Source organism: Micromonospora sp. ABR4_055 (genome assembly GCF_056160425.1).
The window spans coordinates 59,006-82,566 of the sequence record NZ_JBSWXD010000005.1 but is presented as its reverse complement, the minus strand read 5'-3'; the positions used below and the strand labels follow the sequence as shown (position 1 = coordinate 82,566).

The 23,561-nt window shown below is 68.5% G+C and carries 24 protein-coding genes; 7 read left to right on the top strand and 17 right to left on the bottom strand.

Annotation, left to right across the window (positions count from 1 at the left end; genetic code table 11):
* Positions 1–7: 7 nt before the first annotated feature.
* Together fxsT and ACXAHD_RS03410 are read right to left on the bottom strand one after the other, a co-directional pair.
* Positions 8–3,829, bottom strand: coding sequence for an FxSxx-COOH system tetratricopeptide repeat protein (gene fxsT, locus ACXAHD_RS03415; RefSeq protein WP_475048523.1), 3,822 nt, complete (start codon positions 3,827–3,829; stop codon positions 8–10).
* A complete protein-coding gene (locus ACXAHD_RS03410; RefSeq protein ID WP_475048521.1) occupies positions 3,826–5,274 on the bottom strand; it encodes a VMAP-C domain-containing protein in 1,449 nt (482 codons plus the stop codon). The genes fxsT and ACXAHD_RS03410 overlap by 4 nt, the downstream gene beginning before the upstream one ends.
* Positions 5,275–5,712: 438 nt before the next feature.
* On the opposite strand from ACXAHD_RS03410, the gene ACXAHD_RS03405 reads away from it, so the two are divergent.
* A complete protein-coding gene (locus ACXAHD_RS03405) occupies positions 5,713–6,288 on the top strand; it encodes an N-acetyltransferase family protein (protein WP_475048518.1) in 576 nt (191 codons plus the stop codon).
* On the opposite strand, the gene ACXAHD_RS03400 is transcribed toward ACXAHD_RS03405, so the two are convergent.
* The 3 genes from ACXAHD_RS03400 to ACXAHD_RS03390 are packed head-to-tail and all read right to left on the bottom strand — an operon-like array spanning position 6,271 to position 7,781.
* A complete protein-coding gene (locus ACXAHD_RS03400; protein ID WP_475048517.1) occupies positions 6,271–6,417 on the bottom strand; it encodes a hypothetical protein in 147 nt (48 codons plus the stop codon). The genes ACXAHD_RS03405 and ACXAHD_RS03400 overlap by 18 nt on opposite strands.
* Positions 6,418–6,453: 36 nt before the next feature.
* Positions 6,454–7,242 carry a GntR family transcriptional regulator gene (locus tag ACXAHD_RS03395; RefSeq protein ID WP_475048514.1) on the bottom strand — a complete coding sequence of 263 codons (789 nt, stop codon included), beginning with the start codon at positions 7,240–7,242 and terminating at the stop codon, positions 6,454–6,456.
* Positions 7,239–7,781 carry a GntR family transcriptional regulator gene (locus ACXAHD_RS03390; RefSeq protein WP_475048511.1) on the bottom strand — a complete coding sequence of 181 codons (543 nt, stop codon included), beginning with the start codon at positions 7,779–7,781 and terminating at the stop codon, positions 7,239–7,241. The genes ACXAHD_RS03395 and ACXAHD_RS03390 overlap by 4 nt, the downstream gene beginning before the upstream one ends.
* Before the next feature lie 587 nt (positions 7,782–8,368).
* Between ACXAHD_RS03390 and ACXAHD_RS03385 the strand changes: the two genes are divergently transcribed.
* Complete coding sequence (locus ACXAHD_RS03385; RefSeq protein WP_475048509.1) at positions 8,369–8,554, top strand: hypothetical protein; 186 nt, start codon at positions 8,369–8,371, stop codon at positions 8,552–8,554.
* Positions 8,554–8,838 carry a hypothetical protein gene (locus ACXAHD_RS03380; protein WP_475048506.1) on the top strand — a complete coding sequence of 95 codons (285 nt, stop codon included), beginning with the start codon at positions 8,554–8,556 and terminating at the stop codon, positions 8,836–8,838. The genes ACXAHD_RS03385 and ACXAHD_RS03380 overlap by 1 nt, the downstream gene beginning before the upstream one ends.
* A 193-nt stretch (positions 8,839–9,031) precedes the next feature.
* On the opposite strand, the gene ACXAHD_RS03375 is transcribed toward ACXAHD_RS03380, so the two are convergent.
* The 4 genes from ACXAHD_RS03375 to ACXAHD_RS03360 all read right to left on the bottom strand — a co-directional run bounded on the left by ACXAHD_RS03375 (position 9,032) and on the right by ACXAHD_RS03360 (position 11,722).
* Positions 9,032–9,433 carry a hypothetical protein gene (locus ACXAHD_RS03375; protein WP_281554168.1) on the bottom strand — a complete coding sequence of 134 codons (402 nt, stop codon included), beginning with the start codon at positions 9,431–9,433 and terminating at the stop codon, positions 9,032–9,034.
* 78 nt (positions 9,434–9,511) lie between these two features.
* Positions 9,512–10,279 carry a glycosyltransferase family 87 protein gene (locus tag ACXAHD_RS03370; protein WP_281554169.1) on the bottom strand — a complete coding sequence of 256 codons (768 nt, stop codon included), beginning with the start codon at positions 10,277–10,279 and terminating at the stop codon, positions 9,512–9,514.
* Positions 10,280–10,317: 38 nt separating this feature from the next.
* Complete coding sequence (locus tag ACXAHD_RS03365) at positions 10,318–10,890, bottom strand: hypothetical protein (protein ID WP_475048501.1); 573 nt, start codon at positions 10,888–10,890, stop codon at positions 10,318–10,320.
* A gap of 157 nt (positions 10,891–11,047) precedes the next feature.
* Positions 11,048–11,722, bottom strand: coding sequence for a GntR family transcriptional regulator (locus ACXAHD_RS03360; protein ID WP_281554171.1), 675 nt, complete (start codon positions 11,720–11,722; stop codon positions 11,048–11,050).
* A gap of 47 nt (positions 11,723–11,769) precedes the next feature.
* Here ACXAHD_RS03360 and ACXAHD_RS03355 point away from each other — a divergent pair, with 47 nt between their 5' ends.
* Both ACXAHD_RS03355 and ACXAHD_RS03350 read left to right on the top strand, forming a co-directional pair.
* Positions 11,770–11,958: a type II toxin-antitoxin system RelE/ParE family toxin gene (locus ACXAHD_RS03355; RefSeq protein WP_281554172.1), complete on the top strand. Its 189-nt coding sequence runs from the start codon at positions 11,770–11,772 to the stop codon at positions 11,956–11,958.
* Positions 11,955–12,284: a helix-turn-helix domain-containing protein gene (locus ACXAHD_RS03350; protein WP_281554173.1), complete on the top strand. Its 330-nt coding sequence runs from the start codon at positions 11,955–11,957 to the stop codon at positions 12,282–12,284. Before ACXAHD_RS03355 ends, ACXAHD_RS03350 begins: the two co-directional genes overlap by 4 nt.
* Positions 12,285–12,426: 142 nt before the next feature.
* On the opposite strand, the gene ACXAHD_RS03345 is transcribed toward ACXAHD_RS03350, so the two are convergent.
* The 8 genes from ACXAHD_RS03345 to ACXAHD_RS03310 all read right to left on the bottom strand — a co-directional run bounded on the left by ACXAHD_RS03345 (position 12,427) and on the right by ACXAHD_RS03310 (position 20,712).
* Positions 12,427–13,566, bottom strand: a complete 1,140-nt coding sequence (locus tag ACXAHD_RS03345) for an ABC transporter substrate-binding protein (protein ID WP_289212567.1) — start codon at positions 13,564–13,566, stop codon at positions 12,427–12,429.
* A 78-nt stretch (positions 13,567–13,644) separates the two neighbouring features.
* Complete coding sequence (locus ACXAHD_RS03340; RefSeq protein WP_281554175.1) at positions 13,645–14,409, bottom strand: ABC transporter permease; 765 nt, start codon at positions 14,407–14,409, stop codon at positions 13,645–13,647.
* A complete protein-coding gene (locus ACXAHD_RS03335; protein WP_281554176.1) occupies positions 14,406–15,239 on the bottom strand; it encodes an ABC transporter ATP-binding protein in 834 nt (277 codons plus the stop codon). The genes ACXAHD_RS03340 and ACXAHD_RS03335 overlap by 4 nt, the downstream gene beginning before the upstream one ends.
* Positions 15,236–16,129 (bottom strand): ABC transporter permease, encoded by an 894-nt coding sequence (locus ACXAHD_RS03330; protein WP_281554177.1) that lies wholly within the window; start codon positions 16,127–16,129, stop codon positions 15,236–15,238. The genes ACXAHD_RS03335 and ACXAHD_RS03330 overlap by 4 nt, the downstream gene beginning before the upstream one ends.
* Positions 16,126–17,139: a TIGR03842 family LLM class F420-dependent oxidoreductase gene (locus ACXAHD_RS03325; RefSeq protein WP_281554178.1), complete on the bottom strand. Its 1,014-nt coding sequence runs from the start codon at positions 17,137–17,139 to the stop codon at positions 16,126–16,128. The genes ACXAHD_RS03330 and ACXAHD_RS03325 overlap by 4 nt, the downstream gene beginning before the upstream one ends.
* A 14-nt stretch (positions 17,140–17,153) precedes the next feature.
* Positions 17,154–18,560: a dihydropyrimidinase gene (gene hydA, locus ACXAHD_RS03320; RefSeq protein WP_289212568.1), complete on the bottom strand. Its 1,407-nt coding sequence runs from the start codon at positions 18,558–18,560 to the stop codon at positions 17,154–17,156.
* Positions 18,561–18,592: 32 nt separating this feature from the next.
* A complete protein-coding gene (locus tag ACXAHD_RS03315) occupies positions 18,593–19,435 on the bottom strand; it encodes a nitrilase-related carbon-nitrogen hydrolase (RefSeq protein WP_278168285.1) in 843 nt (280 codons plus the stop codon).
* A 182-nt stretch (positions 19,436–19,617) separates the two neighbouring features.
* The gene (locus tag ACXAHD_RS03310; RefSeq protein ID WP_475048491.1) at positions 19,618–20,712 is read right to left on the bottom strand and encodes a lytic polysaccharide monooxygenase auxiliary activity family 9 protein; all 1,095 of its coding nucleotides are present in this window, start codon (positions 20,710–20,712) and stop codon (positions 19,618–19,620) included.
* A 410-nt stretch (positions 20,713–21,122) separates the two neighbouring features.
* Here ACXAHD_RS03310 and ACXAHD_RS03305 point away from each other — a divergent pair, with 410 nt between their 5' ends.
* Both ACXAHD_RS03305 and ACXAHD_RS03300 read left to right on the top strand, forming a co-directional pair.
* Positions 21,123–21,497 (top strand): SCP2 sterol-binding domain-containing protein, encoded by a 375-nt coding sequence (locus tag ACXAHD_RS03305; protein WP_281554182.1) that lies wholly within the window; start codon positions 21,123–21,125, stop codon positions 21,495–21,497.
* Positions 21,494–23,527, top strand: coding sequence for an amylo-alpha-1,6-glucosidase (locus tag ACXAHD_RS03300; RefSeq protein WP_281554183.1), 2,034 nt, complete (start codon positions 21,494–21,496; stop codon positions 23,525–23,527). Before ACXAHD_RS03305 ends, ACXAHD_RS03300 begins: the two co-directional genes overlap by 4 nt.
* The last annotated feature ends 34 nt before the right edge of the window (positions 23,528–23,561 follow it).

Genomic DNA, 23,561 nt, shown 5'->3' with positions numbered 1-23,561 from the left:
TCATCGCCTACAGCGGCAGCGGGTCCATGTCGCAGTTGGCCCGCCGGCTGAGGTCTACCGCGGCTGCTGTGGCCGGATGAGCGTCGCCGAGAAGTTGCCGGAATAGCGCTACCGTCGCCGTGTGCAGCTCTGCGGACTCCTGTGCTCGGCCCATTTTGAGCAGGTCCATCGCAAGATTGCCGTAGCCGGCCAGAGTGGTCGGATGTTCCGCGCCAAGAACGCGCCTTAGTCGTTCGGTTGCGTCCACGTCGCGCACGTGCGCCTGCTCGTAGTCCCCCTCGGCGTAGTGGTCGCTCGCGAGGTTGAGCGCTGCGGCCAGGGTGAGCGGATGGTCGTCGCCGAGTTGCTCCCGCAGTTGGGCGAAGCCCTCCTCGTCCATCTGCCGTGCCTGCGTTAAATGGCCGCGCATCCGCTCGGTGACGGCCCAGTTGAGCCGGGCAGCGATTGTGTGCGGGTGTTGGTCATTCTGCAGCAGCCGGCGGTAGCTCTTATACACCTGTTCGCCTAGCTGGGCGGCGCCGTCGAGATCTCCGGTCTCCCGGAGGTCGCTGGACAGGTTCAGGGACGCGGCGATGGTGTTCGGATTGTCCTCACCGTAGCGCTTGCGGAAGCCTTCGCGGACTTCTTCGGAGATTCGGCGAGCTGCCTGGTGGTCGCCAGCTTTGCGTAGCGTGACCGCCAGGGTCCGTAACGTCCGTAGGGTCTGCGGATGGCCGGATCTGAGTTGGCGGCGCAGCCGGTCGGCGACCGCCTCCGCCTCTGCGCGGGCACCCACGTAGTCGCCGAGCTCACGCCGGCTGGTAATAAGGTTGCGGGCGCTCTCCAGGGTCATCGGATGATCTTTGCCGTAGAGCTGGATTTGCAGTCGCTGGTTCTGCTGGTCGAGCTCGTAGGCCCGTTTCAGGTCACCGGAAAGCCGTAGGCTCACGGCGAGGTTGTGGCTCGCCGTGATGGTCTCCGGGTCATCCGGGCCTAGGGCCCGCACGTGCCGTTGATAGATCTCCTCGGCGAGTTCTAGGGCGCCCTTGAAGTCGCCAGCCACCCGACGGTCGGCGGCGACGGCGCCGAGCGCGCGCAGCAGGTCCTCATTGTCCTCCTGCATGATCTCTTGATAGGTGTTGAGCACCTCCAGGTTGTGACGGGCTGCCTCCTCGAACCGGCCGAGGACGAACAGCAGCCAGCCCACCCAATGGCCCATCCGTAGCGTGAACGGATCGTCGGCGCCTAGCTGGTCGCGCCGGACTTCGTAGGATTGCTCAGCCAGGTCGAATGCGTCCTGGTGGTCGCCCCGCCAATAGAGATAGCGGGAAAGGTTGTCGACAAGCTGTTGCACCCACGGGTCGGTGGACCGGAATGCCTTGGCCGCCATTGCGTGCGGGTACAGGTCAGCGTAGGTGCGCCAGTTGTCCGGTGAGCTCGGGTCGTTCGGGTCGCCGTCGGCGAGCATGAGGTGGGCGCTATGAAGCATCGTCACTTGCTCGGCGTCGTCGAGTCGGTCCATCAGTACCGCCTGGACTAGCCGGTGCATCTCGACTGAATTGGTTCGATAGTCGATCTTGGCCAGGGCGTATCGGTTGATCTCGCGAATGGCCTTGTTGAGCCGCATTGGGTCGCGCCGCACCTCGTCGAGTTCCGGGTGGACGTTGCTGGCCCGGCCACGGCTGAACAGGGCCCGGGGGATGGGTGCGGCGGCGAAGTACGAGCACACCTGCAGGAGCCGCAGCGCTCCGGGGCTGGAGCTGGCCAGACGGTCAAGGGATACGTTCCAGGCGGCGGCGACCGGCAGCTGATAGTCCAAAGGCACCGAGACCTGGAGTAGCTCGGTGCGTTTCTCCTCGAACAGCCGTAGGTACTCGTCGGCGGGCATGCCGGTCTCGGCGCGCCAGGTCGCAGCCTGGTCCAATGCCAGCGGAAGGTCGCCGAGAGCCTCGGCCAGCCGGCTGGCATCCTCGTCGCTGAGTTCTGGGCTGCGGCGGCGGAGCAGTTCGATGCTCTCCCGTCGGTCGAATACGTCGACTTCAATCTGGTGGGCGATGCTCGACCACTGTGGGTTGCGGGAAGTGACCATGATGCGGCCAGGCCCGCCACTGGGGAAGTAGCGCCGTACCGCCGCAGGGCTTTCCGCATTGTCGAAGACCAAAAGCCAGTTCGCGTACGGCTGCCCGAGTCGCAGTGCCTCCAGCACAGCCGGGACAGCGGCGTTGGCCTCCAGCCCCACCGGAAGTTGCAGGCGCTGTGCGAGCTCGGCCAGCGCGTTGCTGATCTGGGCCGGACGTTCCGACGGAATCCACCAGATTACGTCGTATTCGGCTTGGTGGCTGTAGACGTACTCGACCGCCAACTGCGACTTGCCGACGCCGCCCATGCCGTGCAGCGTGTGCGGCAGCACAGCCGTCGTGCCCTCCCGCATCCGCTGGTGTAGGTGCTCTAGCAGCAACTCGCGGCCGGTGAAGTTGGGGTTGCGAGGCGGGACGCTGCCCCAGACGACAGGCGCGCCGGCCGGTGCTTTCTGCGGCTCAGCCATATTCGCCACCCCGCTCGACATGATTGGCACTCCTTCTGTCGTCCGATCATCCTTATCCGATGCCGTCTCCATTGTCACAGAAGGCATGCCCGGTGTAGTAGTGGCCGACGGCGTGTCCGCATCGACGCCAAGCGCCTCGTGTAGATAGCGCGCGCGGGCGAGATAGCGGCCGGACAGGGCGTGGAGCACGGCCTGCTCGACCCGTACGAAGGGGGCAGTCTCCGGGGTCACCGATGGCACCGGCGTGGAGTCGGGGTCGTCGAGCATCCGGCTAAGTCCGCGGACCGCCGGAACCGTAGGCCCCAGCTGCTCGTCGACCACCCGCAGCACCCGTACCGCGTCCGTTCGGCGCCCGGCCGCGAGTAGTTCCTCGCGGACTCCCCGGTGGAACTCGTAGTTCACCTCTGCGCTGTCGGCCGCATCCGCCGCAGTGGCGACTGGGTGCAGAAGTTCGCTGTTGAGAATCTCGGATAGGTGTGACGTCTGTGATTCCGGGATCAGGGCTCGCTGTACCCATCTCATCACGGCCAGGTTGAGCGGGGCAGCGGCGAGCTGCGTGGCGAGCGTGACTGCGGTCGGCGTGGCCCACGCGGTGAACTCGCGCACGCGCATTCGCGCGGAGTGGGCTACTTCCGTCAAGGGCGGCGCGACGGTGTCCGTGACGCGTGTGGCGGCCAACACCGCGGGTAGTTGGGACTCGCCGCCGTTGAACAGCCGGACCCAGGCAGCGATCCAGCGGGGATCGAGTTCGAGCACAGGTACCGGGACTGGGTCGACGCCTGCGGGCTCGGAATCGTCAAGGAAGTGCGGAACCGGGTTCTGCATCTCCCACGCTAGGTCGGCGTTGGCGGCACTGCCGAGCGCGGTTTGCCACATCCGCAGCCGCCGGGGTCGGATTCCGGTCCGGTACCACTGTATTTGGGGCAGCAAGTGCACGATGGCGACCGGTGCGCGGCGGCCCCAGGCTCGAAGCAGTGCCGGCATCGTTCCTGCGAGCCAGGCCCGGCCCGCGCCATCGGACAGCACCAGAACTATCCGACCGTCGGTCGCGACGTGCCCGACCTGGCGTGCATGATCCGTTTCGGAGGTGTCGAACAAGACCACCTCGACGCTGCCGAAATCTTCGTGATCACGGAAAACGGCCACCACACGGTCGATAGTGTCTCGCCACACCGCCATCGAGGGGGCGTCGTCGACCAGCACCGTCACCCCCCACCTGGTCGCCGGGGCGGGCGATGAACCGGACAGTGGCCGCAGCGCCTGGGAGATCGCCTCCCAGGTGTCCTCCGCGTCGACCCCGGTCACGAGCTCTCCCGTGTTCCTCGATCAGCGGGAGCCCCCAGTGCGTCGGGCCTGCGCTCCGGATCGTCCCAAAGGATCGTCAGGTGATGGCCGATGTGGCCGTCCCGCAGAGCGGGCTCGAGCCGTAGCGCTTGATGCCGCAGTTCTTTGGCGCGGGTCGGCAGTTGTCCCAGGCCTCCGTCGACTACCAGACTGGTGACCGCTTCCCGGAACTCGGCGCTGGTACAGTCACCCCGATGCCAGATGATGACCGGCAGTCCGGCCCGGAGGGCCGCCTCCATCTCCTGCTGGCCGGTTTCGCCGCGTTGCGTCGGTGGCTCGCTGAGAACCAGTGAGACCACGCGATCGTCGGCTTTCAGCTCGGACTCGAGCCGGGTGAAGTAGTCCTTGCCGCTGGGGTGGCTCCAGAAGACGGCGCTATGGGCAGGAGCCGCGAGCAGTTGCCGCCAGCGCTGGTGCCAGGCGCGGTGCCAGCGCCGGGTGCGCAGCCGTTCCAGACTGCGGACCACCACCGGATAGTCCATGGCTAGAGCGATTGGCCGCGAGCTGTCGATCTCCTTGCGCCAGCGGTCCACCCCGACGTTAAGCAGTTCCCACGGCAGGACGAACTCGACCACGACGGTACCGGTTCGGTCTGACCAGTCGATCTCCATCTGCTCGATCACCCGCTCCACTTCGCGTTCCAGGTCATGGAGACGGACTAGGCGCGGTTCACTCCGCCGGGAATGCCAGGCGTCGGCGCCGTACCACTGGCGGAAGTGCGACACCGCGTAAGTGTCGTCGTCGCCGGGATCCAGGTGCGGCTCCACCTGGACGACCAGGTAGGCCGTGGTCTTCGTCGGCTGTTCACCACCGCTGTGCAGGTATGCCCGCCGATCCTCCAGCTGTGACGTCAGACCCTGTCCGGTCGCCAGCCGGCTGTTCCGTAGCCGGATCCACCGGGCGTCTTGTGCGTCGAGCTGGTCCTCGAGTAGCACCAGGAAGGCGACGCTGGGCGGCAGGCCGTCGGGACCGGCATTCTGCCCGGCAAGGTAAATGAATGCTTGCCAGGCGTCGGCGCACCACGATGGCGGCCCAGGCGACCGATGCTCGGTGGCGCGCTGGTACAGAACGGTCATGTTGGTGGGCACGAAGTTCGCCAGGAGAGGACGCAGCCGGGCCCAGTCCTCTTCGGTCAAGACCTCGACAGCCTCCCACTCGTCCCGGAGACGCTGCAACCGAACGACCTCCTCCGTGCCCGGTTCTAGGTGCTCGACAGTCTCCACCAGGATCTGCAGCCCGTTGGGGAGTCGGCTGCAGGCACGCACCAGTTCAGCCATCTGCAGCCGCAACTCGGGGTGCTCACGGAGCGAGAAGGGGCCGAGACGATCCTGGAGCTGTTCGACGAGGAGTTGGCGGCTGGTCTGCACTCGCATGAGCCGAGTGCGTTCGAGCACACTGACGAGCACCGTCTGAATCCGGTGCCGCATCTGGTCACCGCTAGTCTGCAAAGACTCCATATGCTCACAGGTCTAGGGCATGGCGGGTTTGAGCCGGGCGTGCCCCGGTCGTCACAGGCTACCCTCTGGCCGTCCCCTGCGGGGGCCGGTGACGATGCCTGCAGGCTTGCCATTGCAGGCGAGTAGCCGGCGAACGACGGTGGCGGGCGGCCGTATCCACAGTTCACAACGACTCCTGCTGTACTGCCAGGGGTTGGTTCGTTCCACAGCTCCCGAGCGTGTCGGCCACGCGGCGCGGATCTCTCGGTCGTTTCCACGTTTGCCCAAGCCAGACCAGATGGCGTCTCAATCTTCTCTCAACACTTGGGCGACCTGCGACCGATGCTGCTCCCGTCAGCAAGAACTCCCAGCGGCACGGGGAATGATGGACATCGGTACACACGTACGGTGGCCAGTGTGACCGACGTTTCGTTCGCCCGTCTCGACGCCGCCGCTGCCGCCGCGATGCTGGACCAGTTGGCCGAGGTCTACGCCGACGCCTACGGCCAGGTCCCCGGCGAGGACACCGGCGTCAAGTCGGATGCCTTCCGTGATCGGGCGACGGCTGCGCTGGGTGCCCGTAACTACGAGCTGGTGACGGCCCGGAGCGGCGGCGAGCTGGTGGGTTTCGTCTTCGGGTACAGCCTGCGGCAGGAGCGGGACTGGTTCGGCGGGCTCGATCCGGCGCCCGAGCCGGGTTTCACCGACGAGCGTGGCGGCGAGCGGACCGTGGTCCTGGCCGAGATCGAGGTACGCAAGGCGTGGCAGGGCAGGGGCATCGGGCGCGGCCTGCACGACACGTTCCTCGGTGGTCGACGCGAGGAGCGGGCGACGCTGTCGGCCAACCCGGTCGCGACCGCCACCCACGCACTCTACGAGCGGTGGGGGTGGCGGCGGGTCGGCACGAAGCCTGGACCGCCGGGTGCCTACTACCGGGAGTACGCCGTCTTCGTGCGCCCGCTGGGGTCAGCCGAACGGAGTTGACCGGTAGCTGCGTACCGCCTGGTCGAGTTCTTTGACGGGGCGGGTGCGTTTCCACGGGTCGAGCCCACGGCGCAGCTTCTGCACCTGCTGGGTGATCCGCTTGCTGGAGTTGACCGAGGTCAGCTCCACCGCCTCGGTGGCGGTCCGGCAGTTCTGGCAGCGAGGTCAGGCTTCCGACGGTCCGGGTAGGAGGTATCTGGCCTTGTGCCGGTGGGCGGCTTTGATCATCTCGGTCACTTCGATGGGTTCGCCGTCGGTGGTGTAGACGGTGCGGAACTGGCGCAGCACGGGCATGTCGTCGGGCATCTGCAGGGCGATGAACTCGTCGATGGTGGGCATGGTGGCTTCGACATCGTCGACGGCTGGTCCGGCGTGCTTGCCGAGTTCGGCGAGCACCCGGAGGGATCCGCCTTTGATCAGGCGGTGCTCGGCGAGCGAGGTGCCATGCGCGAGGTCGGTCCGGTAGTAGTTGGTGACCAGTTCGGCCGGGACGTCGTCGAGCAGGAGCAGAAGCCGCCGGCGGATGACGCTGGTGTCGGGTTCGAGGTCGTACGCCGCGGCGACCGCGACCGGCGGCGTTACCTCGTCAACGGAGAGCAGGCGGCTGGTCTTGCGGCGGCCGTGACTTGCGATCTCACTGATCCACGGGTACGGATTGGCGCTGCTGGTCTGGCCCGGGTAGTGGTTCGCTTCGACCACGATCGGCTGGTTGGCAGTGACGAACACGCCGACCCCGGACTCGCCACGGACGAATCCTTGCTTCTTGAGGATGGCGAGTGCGCGTTGAGTGGTGAGGTTGGAGACGCCGTACCGCTCGCAGAGCTGGGCCGTGGAGGGCACCTTGTCGCCGGGCTTGAACTCGCCGGTGAGGATCTGTCGGCGGAGATCGGCCGCGATCTGGCGCTGGCGGTCGCGTACGTCATTGGCAGCGGCGGGGTCGGGTTCGTTGGTCATGCGGGTGGGACCTGCATCTGGTAGGTGTGGCCGGTGGAGCGGCTGGTCACGGTGCGCATGACGGCGTACTCGACGGGTTGGCCGGTGGCGGCGCGGCTGATGCGGGTGAGGACCAGGACCGGTTCGTCGGCGGCGATGTCGAGGAGTTCCTGTTCCTGATCGGTCGGCCGTCGGGCGGTGACGTGCTCGCTGACCTGATGCGGTGCGAGGTTGAGGTCGGCGAGGACCCGTACCGCGCCGCCTTTGATCTTGCGGTTGTCGGCGAGTGGGGTGCCGGCGACGATGGGCTCCGGGTAGAAGGAGTCGGCGAGTTCGACGGGCCGATCGTCTTCCAGGATGAGGCGGCGGCGGACGACGGCTCGTTCGCCGGCGGCGAGTCCGAGTGCGCGTCTGACCTGTGTGTCCGCGTCGACGGTCTCGACGCCGAGTAGCTGTTGCGTGCCGACGCGTCCCCGGCCGGCGGCCTCGGCGGACCACGCGTCGTGCTGCTGCGCGACGAGGTACGGGTCTGAGCTGCTGGTCCAGCCTTGGTCTGTCATGGTTGCCTCCGGTTGCTGCCTCCGATCATGGTGCCGGATGCGTGGCGGCTTGGCTCACTGACCGTACTCGGGTGGGGAACCTTGTTGGCCAACGCCACTTGCAGCCTTATCACAATCATTATAAGCTCTGCTTACTTGAGGTTTCTGCGCTGGTCAGTCGGCCAAGAATCCCGGCCCCCACGGATCACGGATGTTGAATCGAGGGCACTGGTGACCCCAGTGCTCTTGCCCGCTGTGCCTGAATTCGGCCCTGTACCTGCCGCAGACCTCTCAACAGTCCTCCCTGCGAAGGAGAAGCTCTTGACCAGGAACCAAGGTCCCCGCAGTAGGTATGGCGGGTCGCCGTACGTCGTTCGCAATGAAGGTCCGACGCCGAACCGGCCGCCGTTGCCGCGACGGACGCCGGGGCAGACGGACATCGGGCGGGACCCACGGTTCCGGCTGCTGGCCGCGCGTGCGGTGGCGCCCGCGCCGGACGCCGAGCGTCCGGCTGTCGACGCCGAACGGGCGGTGCTGGACGAGGTGGCGGCGGCGATGCGGAACCGGCCGGGCGTGGACGTTTGGATCGGGCGCGGGAGACGGTCGCCGTGCACATGCCGAGTCGGTTGGCCGAATGCCGGGTGTGTGACGTGGCGGCGTTCTGCCCGCCGTTCACCGGCGCGTTGGCGGTGTTGGACCGGTGGGATCAGGTCAAGGCGCGTCGGGTGCGGGCGGTGTTGCAGTACGCCGGGTTGTGGCCGGACGGGTACGTCCACGACGGCCGGGACGACTGATGGCCGACGGTGATCTCCTGCGGGTCGGTGACACCCTGCATCTCGGCAAGGCCGACTGGGTGTTCGGCGACCGGTCGATGACGGTCCGGGTCTCCGACATCCGGTACGGCCTGGACGACGCCGAGTCCCCGGTGGTGGGCATCCTCGCCACGATCACGTTGGCCGGGCGGGACGGGCGGATGGCCGCGATCGGCGTCTACAAGTCAGCGCTGGCCCGCCCCGGGGTGCTGCAGCGGCACCGGCCACCCAACGGCGTCGATCCCTTGCCAGCCGCACACCCATAACCCGCCCGCCGTCTGCGCGAGCCGGGGTCGGGCCGGTGGCGGCAACCACGAGCCCGACCCCATTCCAGACCCAGTGGAAAGTGGATCACGATGGACGTTTGTGCCCTGACCAGTGCCGTGTTGCTCGGCTACCTCGCCGGGCTGTTCTCGTTCAAGGTGAAGAGCCGCTGGTGCCCCCGCTGCGGCGAACTGACTACCGCCAAGCCGCCGTCCTAAAGCGTCGGGCAGTGAGGTTGGGCACCTCGGCCCGCCCAGGAAGACCGGACCCTGGTCGACCCCCGACGGTCGGGACCAGGCAGGCCACCACCAACGCGAGCAGCACCCGGACGTTGTCGGTCAGGTCTGCGGTGGGCAGCCCGTCGCCCATCGACATCACCGGAAGGATCATGGTGGCAGCCACCAGACCGGTCCAGGCCGGTGCGCGGCCTCGGCGCTCGCCCACCACCAGTAGGGCGGCTAGCACGAGCCAGGTCTGATGGTGGGTCCAGGACACCGGCGAGAACGCCAGGCCGGCGGCGCCGACAATCACCACGCCGGCCAACCGGTCCCCGTCCCGGTAGGCGACCGCGCCGCGTACCAGGGCGATCGCGACCACCGCGAGCCCGGCGGTGAACAGTGCGAGGGTACGAGCGTCGTCGGGTGCTCCCAGCCGTAGTAGGGCACCGTTGATCGACTAGTTGCCGGCGGTGACGATGTTGCCGACCCGGTCGACGTCCCACATCTCGGTGAGCCAGAACCGTGCCGACTCGCCCGGCAGGATCAGCCAGGCCAGACCGGTACCGGCGAGGAAGGTCCCAGCTGCGGTGACCGCCGCTCGTCGCTCGCCAGCGAGCCACAGGTAGGGGATAAAGATCAGCGGGGTGAGTTTGACGGCGGCGGCCAGACCTGTGGCGACACCCGCCAGCCGGCGCGGGGCACGCCCCAGGCAGTCGACCAGCACCAACAGGGTCAGGATCACGCTGACCTGGCCGAACCGGAGGTTGCTGGAGACCGGAGCCGACGCGAACAGCAGCAGGGCGATCGCCGCCGGTGCCACCTGCCGGGGCAGGAGCCAGTGGATCCCATCGGAGCGGGCCACGATCACGGCGAGCAGCGCCACCAGCGCAACGGTGGCCGCCGTCCAGATTACCCGCAGCACGTCGATGTCGATCAGCGTCAGCGGTACGAACAGCAGGCCGGACAGGGGCGGATAGGTGAACGGCGCCTCGGTGCCGGCAGCGGCGTAGTCGTAGAGACTGGTGCCCTGCCGCAGACCGGTGGTCGCCTCCACGTACACGTCGAGGTCGGCGAGCCGGTCGTGCCGGGCGCGGGTGAGCGCCGCCGCCGACTGGGCGACGGCGACGACGGCTGCGGCGAACCAGACGGCGACCGCGACCCGGACCGGGTGAACGAAGCCACTGCCCCGCAGCTGGTGTGGCGTGTCCTTCAGCCGGTGCGACATAGCAGACCGGACATCGTGCATGCCTCGCCCCGTAGCCATCATGCTGAGTCAGTACAGTGGATTCTACTGGACGGCCTTGTCCTTCCCGTGTCGCGCCCCTCCTGGTCGGTGTAGCCGCTGCCCATCTGGCCTCGATCCTGTCGCCGGTTGCGAAGATCAGTTGATGAAAATACGGGCGACACGCCGGCACAAACCCGGTTTTCATCAACTGATCTTGGGGTATTGGCGGGCAAACGACCGACGCTCGGTCGTCGCGCCCAGAGGCCGGCGAATGCGCTGAGGACGACCAGTACGCCGGCGAGTCCGGTGACGGCCTGCGCCCAGCGCAGCGCCGGGGAGATCGCGTACCGGGCGCCCCAGATGGCGACCACCACAAGGGCGGTGCTGGTGAGGAGCAAGCTCCAGCCCAGGGGTGGTGTCGGACCGGTGTCCGAGCTCAGGTCGTGGAAGCGGCCGGCTGCGACGGTCACCGCCATCACCAGCACCGCGGTGTTGAAGGTGGCGTCCGCCGCGTCCATCCGATTGGTGAGGCTGTCGAAGACCGTGACCAGCCCGATCGCCATGGCAGCGATCGGTGTGACGATCCGCGCCTGGCCGGCCAGCCAGGGCACCACCACTCCGATGCCGCAACACAACCCGAACGTGTCGCCATCGCGGCCGCGCCGATCGGCTGGCGTGCGTAACCCCGACGGATGAGATAGGGCATGCTGAGGAACGACGACAGGGTCACCGCGCCGAGTGTCCACTGCAGCACCCACAGGACGACGTTCATCGCGGTGTACGCGTAGGGGCCGCGCGGCCGGAGCCGGCCGGGGGAGCGTCGTCGGTCCGCTGTGGCGGGATAGCGTCCAGGAGTTGGCGTTCGGCGTCGTCGAGGTAGCCGGTCAGGACCCGATGGGCCTCGGTCAACTCGCCCGTGACGAGCAGCTGGTGAATCTGCCGGTTGTACCGGATGTAGGGCTGGTGGAACGCCTGCGCGGCCGGGACCACCAGAAACACCAGACGTAGCTCAGCCAGCAGGCGACGCGCGGTCCGGCTGAGACGGCTGCTGCCGGCCAGGTCGGCGACGGCCTGGTGGAACCGCATGTTCGCCGTACCCACCTGCGTCCAGTCGCTGGCGTCGGCGGCGACCTCGGCAGCCTCGACCGCCTCGCCGAGGCGGTCCAGCGCGCTCGGTGGCGCGTCGGCGGCGGCGAGAATCGCGGCGCCCTCGATGATCCGGCGGAACGCGTAGATGTCTCGCACGTCGGCGGCGGTCAGCTCCCGGATGAAGACGCCGCGGTTGAACTCGTGCGTGAGCAGGCCCTCGTGCGACAGCAGCCGGAACGCTTCCCGCAAGGTGTTGCGGGACACGCCGAGCGCCTCGCGGAGGGCGTTCTCGCTCAGCCGGACGCCGGGTGGGAAGACGCCCTCGTTGATCCGTTCACGAAGGACGTCCGCCACCCGTTCGCCGTAGCCGCTGCCGGACCGACCCGGTCACTGCCGACCGGGTGGCGGAAGCGGGATCGACCGGCGGTTCGGAAGTCCGGATGATCTTCGCCTTCGATCCGTTTCGAGAGGCGGTGTTTCTCGTCGCGGGCGATAAGTCTGGCCGGTGGCAGGCCTGGTACGACACGGCGATCCCGCTGGCCGATGCGAGGTTCGACGAGCACCTGAGGCTACTCAAGGAGGACGAGTGAGTCCGACGAACTGGCGAGACGTCAAAGCCAAGGCGCGGGCGGCCGACCCTGAGTGGGACAGCCCTGACCGCGTTGCCCAACGCGCCGCGATGCGTCAGCAGATGCTGGCTTCCGTGAGCGGTGCCCAGCTCGCCGAGATTCGAAAGCAGCTGGGCCTCACCCAGGTGCAGCTGGCCGAGGCTGCGGGCCTGTCGCAAGCGCGCATCAGCCAGATCGAGAACGGTGAGGCCACGAGCCTCGAGTCACTGAGAGCCTACGTCACGGGCCTTGGCGGGCACCTCGACATAGTTGCGCGAATCGGGAACGTCCGCTTGGACGTCGCGTAGTCCAGAAACCCGGTGGCGCCACCACCCTGTCTCGACGGGGGATGCCTACGGGATCGACGGCCGGGCCGATGGCAGTTGCCACCGGCCCGGTCACCGCATCGATGTGCGCCTGCGTACTCGTCGACTCCCAGAGAGCAGGTGCTCAGGCGCCGCCGGGGTTGAGGGTCACGGTCAGCGGGGTGAAGTCGGCACCGGTGACGTCGACGCCGTCCGCCTCCGCCGCTTCGAGCGCCTGGCTGATGTAGTCGTTGGTGTAGGCCAACCCCTCCGGCTCGGCGGTCAGCACCGTCTGATCGTCCTGGTTCTTCGTGGCCAGCGACAACTCGACCGTACGCGCCCAGTCCGCCTCGTCGATCAGCCCGATCCCGCCGGTCGACGGCCAGATCAGCTTGTTGACCTCGTTGACCTGCCACAGCTGATGGCTGGCGCCCAGCGTCGACCCGGCCGCGACGGACAGGTCCCGGCACTCCTCCGGGTTGTCCCGGCAGAACGCCCAGCCCTTGATGGTGCCGGTGAGGAACTTGACCGTCTGCTCCTGGTACGCCGGGTCGTCGAGCTTGCTGGTGTCGGCCCAGATGGCGTCCTGCAGCATCGCCGTGCCGACGGAGTTCCAGTCGAGCACCGTGAAGTCCTCCGGTGTGTACAGCTCACCGGTGTCCGGGTTCTCCGCCTCCAGCAGCTGCGCGTACTCGTTGTAGCTCATCGCCTGGGCGGCGTCGATGTCGCCGCGCAGCAGCGCCTGCATGTCGAACTGCTGCTGCACCAGGGTCACGTCGGCACCCGGGTCCAGCCCGGCCTGGGTCATCGCGGCGAACAACTCGAACTCGTTGCCGAAGCCCCAGTTGCCGACCTTCTTGCCGCGCAGGTCCGCCGGCCCGGTGATGCCGGAGTCGGCGAACGCCACCTGGTAGGTGCCGGAGCGGGCGAAGATCTGCCCGACATCGGTGATCTGCGCGCCCTGTTCCCGCGACGCGAGCGCCTTCGGCACCCAGGCGATCGCGTAGTCGGCCTGCCCCTGGGCGAGCACCGTCTGCGGGACGATGTCCACCCCACCTTCGAGCAGCTCGACGTCAAGGCCCTCCTCCTCGTAGAAGCCCTTTTCGACGGCGGCGATGTAGCCGGCGAACTGGGCCTGGAAGAACCACTGCAACTGGACCTTCACCGTGGTGGTGCCGTCGGTGGCACCGCCACCAGCCTCCGGCTCCTCGTCCGCCGTACCGCAGGCGCTGATCAGCAGCGCGGCACCCGTCAGCGCCGCCGCGGCGGCCATCCGTCTTCTCATCTGGCGTCGTTCCTCCTGGTCGCGATGATGGAGCGGGGGACTGCGGCGCGCGGACGGGAGCGCCAGGGGAAGCGGAGGTCACGGGGTCTGGCCGGTGCGCCACGGCATCGCGAGGCGTTCCAGAGCCAGGGTCGCCAGGTAGAAGACCAGGCCGAGCAGGCAGGCGCCGACCACGAACGCCCAGGCCCGGGGGTACGCGGTGAGCGACGCCGCCGAGGTGATCCGCGCCCCCAGCCCGTCCTGCAGCCCACCGAAGTACTCGGCGACCACGGCCGCGATCACCGCCAGCGAGGACGCCTGGCGCAGCCCGGTGAAGACGAACGGTAGCGCACCGGGCAGCCGCACCAGCCGGGCGAAGGTCCAGCCGCCAGCGGCGTAGCTGGCCATCAGCTCGCGGTGGATCGGCTGCACCTGGCGCAGCCCGCGCAGCGTGTTGACGAAGACCGGGAAGAACGCGACCAGGCCGACGACGATCCGCCGGGGCACGCTGCTGGCCGCGTCGAACATGTTGTTCAGCACCGGGGCGAGCGCGATGATCGGCAGCGCGTTGACCAGCGCCGCCAGTGGCACCGACACCTCACTGAGCAGCCGCAGCCGGCTCACCGCCAACGCCACTGCCACCCCGAGCGTCGCCCCGGCGAGCAGGCCGATCAGCGCGTTGGTGCCGCTGGCCAGCCCGGCGGTCAGCACCACCGTGCGGCTGGCCCAGAACTGTTCGGCGATCGCCGACGGCGACGGCAGCACGTACGGGGCGACCCGGCCCAGCCGTACCGTCGCTTCCCACAGCGCCAGCCCGACGAGCCCGACGGCGACCGGCGGCCCGGCCGCCCGCAACGACCTCACTGCGCCGCCGATTCGGCAGCCGCCGGTGCCGAGGCCGGCGCGGCTCCGGTAGCCGGCGCGTCGGTGCCGCGCAACGCCCGGCGGACCTCGGTGACGGCGGCGAAGAACTCCGCCGACTGCCGGGTCTGCTCGGTGCGCTCGCCGAGGGCGACGTCGACGATGGCGGTGATCCGACCCGGCCGGGCCGACATCACCACCACCCGGTCGGACAGGTACACCGCCTCGGAGATCGAATGGGTGACAAAGACGGTGCTGGTCGCGGTGCGGGCGCAGATGCCGAGCAGTTCGTCCTGCAGGCGTTCGCGGGTCATCTCGTCGAGGGCACCGAACGGTTCGTCCATCAACAGCAACGGCGGGTGTACGGCGAGCGCCCGCGCGATCGCCACCCGCTGCTGCATGCCACCGGAGAGCTGAGCCGGGTAGTGGCCGGCGAAGTCGGCGAGCCCGACCAACTGCAGCATCTCGTCGACCCGTTCCCTGCGCTGCGTCCGCCGCACCCCGCGCAGCTCCAGCGGCAGTTCGACGTTGCGCCGTACCGTCCGCCAGTCGAACAGCCCGGCCTGCTGGAAGGCGATGCCGTACTCCTGGTCGAGTCTGGCCTGCCGGGCGGCCTTGCCGTTGACGGTGACCGTGCCGGCGGTCGGGGTGATCAGGTCGGCGATCAGCCGCAGCAGGGTGCTCTTGCCGCAGCCGGACGGCCCGATCAGCGACACGAACTCGCCCCGCCCGACGGTCAGCTCCACCCCGGTCAGCGCGGTGACCGTGTCGGCCCGGCCGGCGTTGAAGACCTTGTCGACCCCGGTGATCTCGACGGCGAATTCATTGCTCATCCGGTCACCGCCACTCGCCGCTGGTGGCGGGTCAGCCCCAGCTCCAGCAGGGTCACCGTGGCGGCGACGACCAGGCCGAGCGCGGCGGCACCGAGGATCGCCGCGTACACCTTCGCCGGGGCGCTGGTCGCCTGCCGCGAATATTCCAGGATCAGCCGGCCGATGCCGCCCCGGGTGCCGGTGGAGATCTCCCCGACGACGGCGCCGACCACGGCCGCCGCCCCGGCCAGCCGCAGCGCCGGGAACAGGTACGGCAGCGCGGCCGGGGCCCGCAGTTTCCATAAGGTGCGCCACCAGCCGGCCGCGTAGCTGCGCATCAGCTCGACCCCGGCGGCCGGTGGTGACTGCAGGCCGCGCAGCATGCCGACGGCGACCGGGAAGAACGCCAGATACGCGGCGATCACCGCGACCGACATCCACGGCTGCCACGGGTAGGCGCCGATCGACAGCCGCCCGCCCCAGCCGGCGATCACCGGGGCGAGGGCGACCAACGGCACGGTCTGCGACAGCACCACGTACGGCAGCAGTCCCCGTTCGGCGATCCGCAGCCGCTGCATCGCCACCGCCAGGATCAGCCCGACCAGGGTGCCGGCGGCGAACCCGACGCCGGTCACCCCGAGGGTGAACAGGCAGGCGTCGACGACGACCCGCCACACCGGCTGGCCGGCGGCGACGTCGACGTCGCCGAGGCCGGCGACCACGTCGGCCAGGTGCGGCATGGCGGCGTCGTCGGCGCGCGGCAGCAGCGGTACGCCGAACAGGTCCGTACCGTCGGGGTCGCCGACCAGTTTGTAGCCCTCCCAGACTGCGGCGGCCAGGGCGAGCGCGCCCAGCGCGGCCCCGGCGACGCCGGCCCGCCTCGCCCAGCTGCTGGTCGGGCCGCTGGTCAAGACGCGACCACCCGGCGGTACGCGGGGATGATCTGCTCGCCGTACGCGGTCAGGGTTTCCTGCTTGGCGTCGTGTTGCAGGTAGACGGCGAACTGGTCGACGCCGAGCTCCCGCAGCTCGGCGAGCCGCCGCAGGTGCTCCTCGGCCGGGCCGAGCAGGCAGAACCGGTCGACGATCTCGTCCGGTACGAAGTCGGTGTGGGTGTTGCCGGCCCGGCCGTGTTCGGCGTAGTCGTAGCCCTGCCGGCCGGCGATGTAGTCGGTGAGCACCTTCGGCACCGCGCTGCCGTCGCCGCCGTAGCGGGCGACGATGTCGGCGATGTGGTTGCCGACCATGCCGCCGAACCAGCGGGTCTGGTCCCGCTGGTGGGCCAGGTCGTCGCCGACGTAGGCGGGGGCGGCGACGCAGAAGGTGACCGCGTCCGGGTCGCGGCCGGCGCGTTCGGCGGCGGCCCGGACCGCGCCGATCATCCATGCGGCGATGTCCGGGTCGGCGAGCTGCAGGATGTAGCCGTCGCCGACCTCGCCGGCCAGGGCGAGCGCCTTCGGCCCGTACGCGGCGACCCAGACCTCCAGCGCCCCGTCACTGACCCACGGCAAGGTGATGTCCCGGTCGCGGTAGCGTACGGTCCGCCCGGCGGCCAGGTCACGGATGACGGTGACGCATTCGCGCAGCTCGGCGAGGGTGGTGGGGCGGGCACCGAGGACCCGGACCGCCGAGTCGCCCCGGCCGATGCCGCAGACCGTGCGGTTGCCGTACATCTCGTTGAGGGTGGCGAACGTCGACGCGGTGACGGTCCAGTCCCTGGTGCTGGGGTTGGTCACCATCGGCCCGACTGTCACCGATGTGGTGGCGGCGAGGATCTGGCTGTAGATGACGAACGGCTCCTGCCACAGTACGTGCGAGTCGAACGTCCACACGTGGCTGAAGCCGGCCTGCTCGGCCTGCTGGGCCAGCGACACCAGCTCGCGGCCGGGCGGGTCACACTGGAACACGACGCCGAAGTCCATCTGGCGTACCCCCTTCAGAGCAGGTAGTCCGACAGGCCGCGGCGCAGGTAGCGGCCGTGGCCGGCGCGTCCGTGGTAGGTGCCGTCGCCGCTGACCAGGACGGTGCCCCGCGACAGCACGGTGTCGACCTTGCCGGTGATCTCGAAACCCTCGTACGACGAGTGGTCCATGTTCATGTGGTGGGTGGCGGCCGAGATCGTGGTCCGGCCGGCCGGGTCGTAGACGACGATGTCGGCGTCGGATCCGGGGGCGATGACGCCCTTGCGCGGGTAGAGACCGAACATCCGGGCCGGGGTGGTGGCGATCGTCTCCACCCAGCGGGCCAGGGACAGCTTGCCGTCGACGACGCCCTGGTAGATCAGGTCGACCCGGTGTTCGACGCCGCCGATCCCGTTAGGGATCTTGGAGAAGTCGCCGAGGCCGAGCTCCTTCTGGTCCTTGAAGCAGAACGGGCAGTGGTCGGTGGAGACCACCGCCAGGTCGTTGGTGCGCAGGCCACGCCACAGGTCGGCGCGGTGGGGTTCGTGCTTGCTGCGCAGCGGCGTGGAGCAGACCCACTTGGCGCCTTCGAAGCCGGGCGCGCCGAGCTGGTCCTCCAGGGTCAGGTAGAGGTACTGCGGGCAGGTCTCGGCGAAGACGTTGCGGCCGGCGTCGCGGGCGGACGCGACGGCGGCGAGGGCTTCGCTGGCGGACAGGTGCACGATGTAGAGCGGGCAGTCGGCGGCGACCCCGGCCAGCGCGATGGCCCGGCTGGTCGCCTCGGCTTCCAACGCGGCCGGGCGGGTCAGCCCGTGGTGGATCGGGTCGGTCTCACCCCGGGCCAGGGCCTGCCCGATCAGCACGTCGATCGCGATGCCGTTCTCCGCGTGCATCATGATCGTGGCGCCGTTGTCGCGGGCCTTCTGCATCGCGCGCAGGATCTGCCCGTCGTCGCTGTAGAACACCCCTGGGTACGCCATGAAGAGCTTGAAGCTGGTGATCCCCTCGGTGGCGACCAGGGAGTCCATCGCCTTGAGTGACTCGTCGTCCACCCCGCCGATGATCATGTGGAAGCCGTAGTCGACGTGGCAGTTGCCCTGCGCCTTGGCGTGCCAGGCGGTCAGTCCGTCGCCGACCACCTCACCGGCGCGCTGCACCGCGAAGTCGATGATCGTGGTGGTGCCGCCGAAGGCGGCGGCCTTCGTACCGGTGTCGAAGGTGTCACTGGCGAACGTGCCGCCGAACGGCAGTTCCATGTGGGTGTGCACATCGACGCCGCCGGGGATGACGTACTTGCCACTGGCGTCGAGGACGTCGACGCCGTCGGCCGGCCCGGTGCCGGGGGCGAAGATCGCGGCGATCGTCTCGCCGTCGACGAGCACGTCGGCGGCGTACGGCCCGGTGGGTCCGACGACGGTGCCGCCGGTGATCAGCAGTGCCATCTGAGTGGTTCCTTCCGCCGGATCAGGGCCGGTCAGGGCTGGACCAGGTCACCGTAGGCGTCCGGGCGGCGGTCGCGGTAGAAGGCCCACCGGTTGCGGACCGTCTCGATCAGGTCGAGGTCGAGGTCGCGGACGATCAGCTCCGGCTGGTACGGGTCCCCGGTGTCGCCGACGAACTTGCCTTCCGGGTCGACGAAGTAGGAGGTGCCGTAGAAGTCGTTGTCGCCGTAGTCGGCCTCGACGCCGACCCGGTTGATCGCGGCGATGAAGTACTCGTTGGCCACCGCCGCCGCCGGCTGCTCCAGCTTCCACAGGTACGACGACAGGCTGCGGCTGGTCGCCGACGGGTTGAACACGATCTGCGCGCCGGCCAGGCCCAGCGCCCGCCAGCCTTCCGGGAAGTGCCGGTCGTAGCAGATGTAGACGCCGATCCGGCCGACGGCCGTGTCGAAGACCGGGTAGCCGAGGTTGCCGGGGCGGAAGTAGAACTTCTCCCAGAAGCCCTTGACGTTGGGGATGTGGGTCTTGCGGAACTTGCCCAGGTAGCTGCCGTCAGCATCGATCACAGCGGCGGTGTTGTAGAGGAGCCCGGCCTGCTCGCGTTCGTACATCGGCAGCACCATCACCATGTTGTGCTCGGCGGCGAGGGCGGCGAACCGTTCGGTGGTCGGCCCGGGGATCGACTCGGCGTAGGCGTAGTACTCGCTCTCCTGCACCTGGCAGAAGTACGGCCCGTAGAACAACTCCTGGAAGCAGATCACCTTCGCGCCCTGGGCGGCGGCCTGCCGGACGTACTCCTCGTGCGCTTTGATCATGGATTCCTTGTCGCCTGTCCACGTGGTCTGGACGATGGCGGCGCGGACGACTCCTGGCATGGCTGATCCTCCCTGCGCTACCGGCTTCCGGCGCGGTCAGGTCCACTCCGGAGCACATGGCTGGTCCGGATGACCGGCGGTGACCTGGTGCTTCCCGGCCTCGGGAAGCTACGACTGTATCCACGCCGACGGTCGCAGACAATCATGTCCTTGTTACCTACTGTTTCCGACGTGTAATCCGGTCAACCTCCCTCGACCGATGTCGATCTTGCCGGAAATGCGGCGACGGCGGTCGAGCCGATGAAGCCGAAGTTGGTGCTGGCACCGGCGCCGAGGCTGCCGTTGTAGGCGACGTTACGGGCGGTAACCGTCGACCCGCTGGCCGAGACCGTGGCGTTCCACGCCTGCTGCACGGTCTGCCCGCTCGGGTAGGCCAGGGTCACCGTCCAGCCGCTGATCGCCGAGGAGCCGGCGGTCACCCGGACCTCACCCTGGAAGCCGCCGGACCAGCTCGATGCGACCGTGTAGGAGGCGGTACATCCGGCCGATCCGGGCGGCGGCGTGGTCGGGGGTGCGGTGGTGGGCGGGGCCGTGGTGGGCGGCGGCGTGGTCGGAGGTGCGGTGGTGGGCGGCGGGTTGCTGCCGCCGAAGTTCACGTCGCTGCAGAAGTAGTAGGACTGGTCCATATGGCTGGCCTGCCAGATGGTGTAGACCATGTGTCGGCCGGTGCGCCCCGGCGCGGTCGCCGGGATGTCGATCTGCACCCCGCTGGGCACGCTCTGCCACTGCGACGCCGGCGTGTTGCCGATCTGGGCGACGAGCTCCAGATTGCCCCAGCCCAGTGCCTGGCTGATCGGGTTGAAGCCCTGCCGGGTCACGTACACCCGGATGTAGTCGGCACCGTGGCTGGCTTGATCGAACAATCGGACGCTGAACGAGTTGCTGATTGACTTGGCCCGCCAGTTGCCGATGGCGTCCATGGCGTTGTAGCGGCCGCCCTCGGTGCGTCCACCGCTGCAGAGCTGGCCGTCCGGGATGGCGCCCTGGTGGTTGCCGCCGACGCCTTCGCGGTAGAGGCCGTTCCAGTTCCACATGGCGGCAGCGTTGGCCTGCCATGCCTGATAGCACATGGGATCCTCGGTGGCCATCTCCGGTGCCATGTGGTTCCCGCCCCAGCGGTCGAGACATCCGTAGTTGCGGGAGGCCGGATCGAGCACTGATCCATGGGCCGAGGCGACATTGGCCAGTGCGGTGGTCAGCAGCAGCCCGGCGGCGACGGCAACGACCAGGGCGTACAGCGCGAGTGGTCGCCGGCCGGTGGTGGTGAGTGTGGGCATTACAGACTCCAACCTCGGTTGGTGCGCGCCGGTACGGGGCGCGGTAGCGAAAGCACGGATCGTCGCCCGCGAGCGCGCACGGATGTGCGCTGCGCGTCACGGTCCTGCGGAGAGTTGCCCTGCTCCCGCGTGGCTGCCGGCTCCCGAAGCTGTCCTACCTAAGAATCACGCTCACTTCAACGAAAGTCAATACATGGTGGTGTGTGGGGGCTGCGCGGGGATCGCCGATGAGGGCGGCGGATCTGCCGACCGCGGTCCGCGTCGGCGGCGCGGACCCGCGTGAGCTGCCCACGGCGTCGTCAAACACCCTGACGGGTGATTGCCGACGCGATCGGCAATGTCGCGTCCGGCCTGGCGGCAGACTCGTCCAGTAGCAGGCGAGGGAGGTGGCAGGCGAGGGAGGTGGCGGGTTGTCAGCGACCACGGAGGCCTTCTTCGCCAGCGTCCACGAACGCGATCCTCGGTTGCCCCCAGCAGTCGACGGCTCGCTGCGCTTCGACGTGCGGTACCGCGATCACACTGAGCAGTGGCTGCTGCGTTTCGCGGCGGGCCGCGTGCGGGCCGAACAGTCCGGTGCCGATGCGGATTGTGTCGTCGCCATCGACAGCGTGTTGTTCGAACAGATCCTGTGCGGGAAGGAACGACTCTTCCCCGCATTCATCCGCTTCGGGCTCACCCTGGAGGGCGTGATCGCGTTGCTGCCGATGCTCAACTGGCTGCTGCCCGACATGGTGGGTGCCCGGCATCCGCGGCAGCTGGCGGAGGGTTGGAAGGAAGCCAGGTGACGAACCTCAAGTACACCAGCATCCTCGAAGGCAACCTGTTCATGGTCAGCGACGAGCGCGGTGACGTGTCGCCCTCGACGGATATGCCTACCGGGCTGTTCGGTTTCGACATGCGCTACCTGTCCGTCTGGAATCTCACCGTCAACGGCGAACGCCTCTCCGTGCTGTCCGTTGACGACCTTCAGTACTTCGAATCGCGCTACTTCCTTGTTCCGGGCGAGCCGACCCACTACGTCGACGCGAGCATGTCGGTGATCCGCCAGCGTCGCCTCGGTGGTGGCGCCTTCGTGGAGCAGCTGACCGTGCTCAACCACCAGGAAGTCGCGGTCGACCTACGGGTCCGGCTCGACATCGCCACCGACTTCGCAGACTCCACCGAGTACGCCAACGTGCACAAGAAAGGGAAGATTTCCACCGCTGTCGAGCAGGACACCCTGCACATGTACTACACCCGGGAGAATCAGTGCCGTGAAGTGGTGATCACCAGCAGCGCTGAGGCGGCGATTGACGACCACGGGATGACGTTCGACATCAGCGTCGGGCCGCACGGATCGTGGGAGACCGTCCTGCAGTTGATCTACTGGGTGCGCGGCATCCATGGGCGGGACATCCGGGTGACCGCGCCAAACTTCGACGCCCCGGGCATGGTGGATGCGAGCCGGGTGCTGGCCGAGTGGCTCGCCGCCGCCCCCACCCTGAGCTGTGACTCGGCCCCACTCGACCAGGCGTACCGCCGCAGTCTCACCGATCTGGCGGCACTGCGTTTTACCGGGAACCTGCGTGGGGAACAGCAGTTCTCCGCCGGACTGCCCTGGATGATGGGACTGCAGGGTCGGGACAGCATCGTAACCTGCCTGCAGCTACTGCCGTTCATCCCGTCGATGGTGCCGAACGTCCTGCACTTTCTCGCGGACGCGCAGGGAACCCGGCTCGACGACTTCGCCGAGGAGGAACCCGGCAAGATCCTCCAGGAGTTCCGGTTCGGAGAGCGAGCCGGGTTCGGGGAGATCGCCGCCTGCCCCTACTACGGTGCGGCCGACACGACGCCGCTGTTCGTCATCCTGCTCGACGCGTACGACAGATGGACCGGAGATACCTCGATCGCCCAGGAGCTCGAGTTCCACACCCGACGGGCGTTGCGGTGGATCGACGAGTACGGCGACATCATGGGCGACGGCTACCTCTGGTACGCCAGACGCAACGACCGACTTGGCGTGGAGAACCAGTGCTGGAAAGACACGCCCGATGCCATTTCCTACCGCGATGGTCGGTTACCGGTCGGCCCCCGGGCCACTTGCGAGCTCCAGGGTTATGCCTACGACGCCAAACGTCGCGGTGCCCGGTTGGCCCGTGAGGTGTGGAACGATCCGGCGTACGCCGCCGAGCTCGAAGCCCAGGCCGCCGAGCTCAAGCGCCGGTTCAACCAGAGGTTCTGGATCCGCGACGGCCGCTACTACGCGCTCGGCGTGGACGCCGATGGCAACCACGTCGACGCCTGCGCCTCGAACATGGGGCACCTGCTGTGGAGCGGTATCGTCGACCCGGACAAGGCTCGGCACGTCGTCAAACATCTGATGAGCGAGCGGCTCTTCACCGGCTGGGGCATCCGTACCCTTGCCGAGGGCGACGGGCGGTACAGCCCGGTCGGCTTCCACACCGGGGCGATCTGGCCGTTCGACAACGCCCTCATCGCCCACGGCATGCGTCAGTACGGCTTCCATCAGGAAGCCGCCCGGGTAGCGGGTGCCATCATCGATGCTTCGGAGTTCTTCGACGGCCGCCTGCCCAGCGCGTTCGCGGGCTACGACCGGAAGTTGACCAAGTATCCGGTTCAGCTGCCGGCTGCGTGCAGCCCGCACTCCTGGTCGGCCGGGGCGGTGTTGATGTTCCTGTGTTCCATGCTCGGTCTCGACCCGAAGGGCGAGCATCTGATCGTCCGCCCGCACCTGCCGCGCGGCATCGGCCGGATCGAGCTGCTGGACCTCCCCGGTCGGTGGGGGCTGGTCGACGTGTTCGGCCGTGGGCACTGATCCGTCGCATGCAGCCGACTCAGGTAGGTCAACC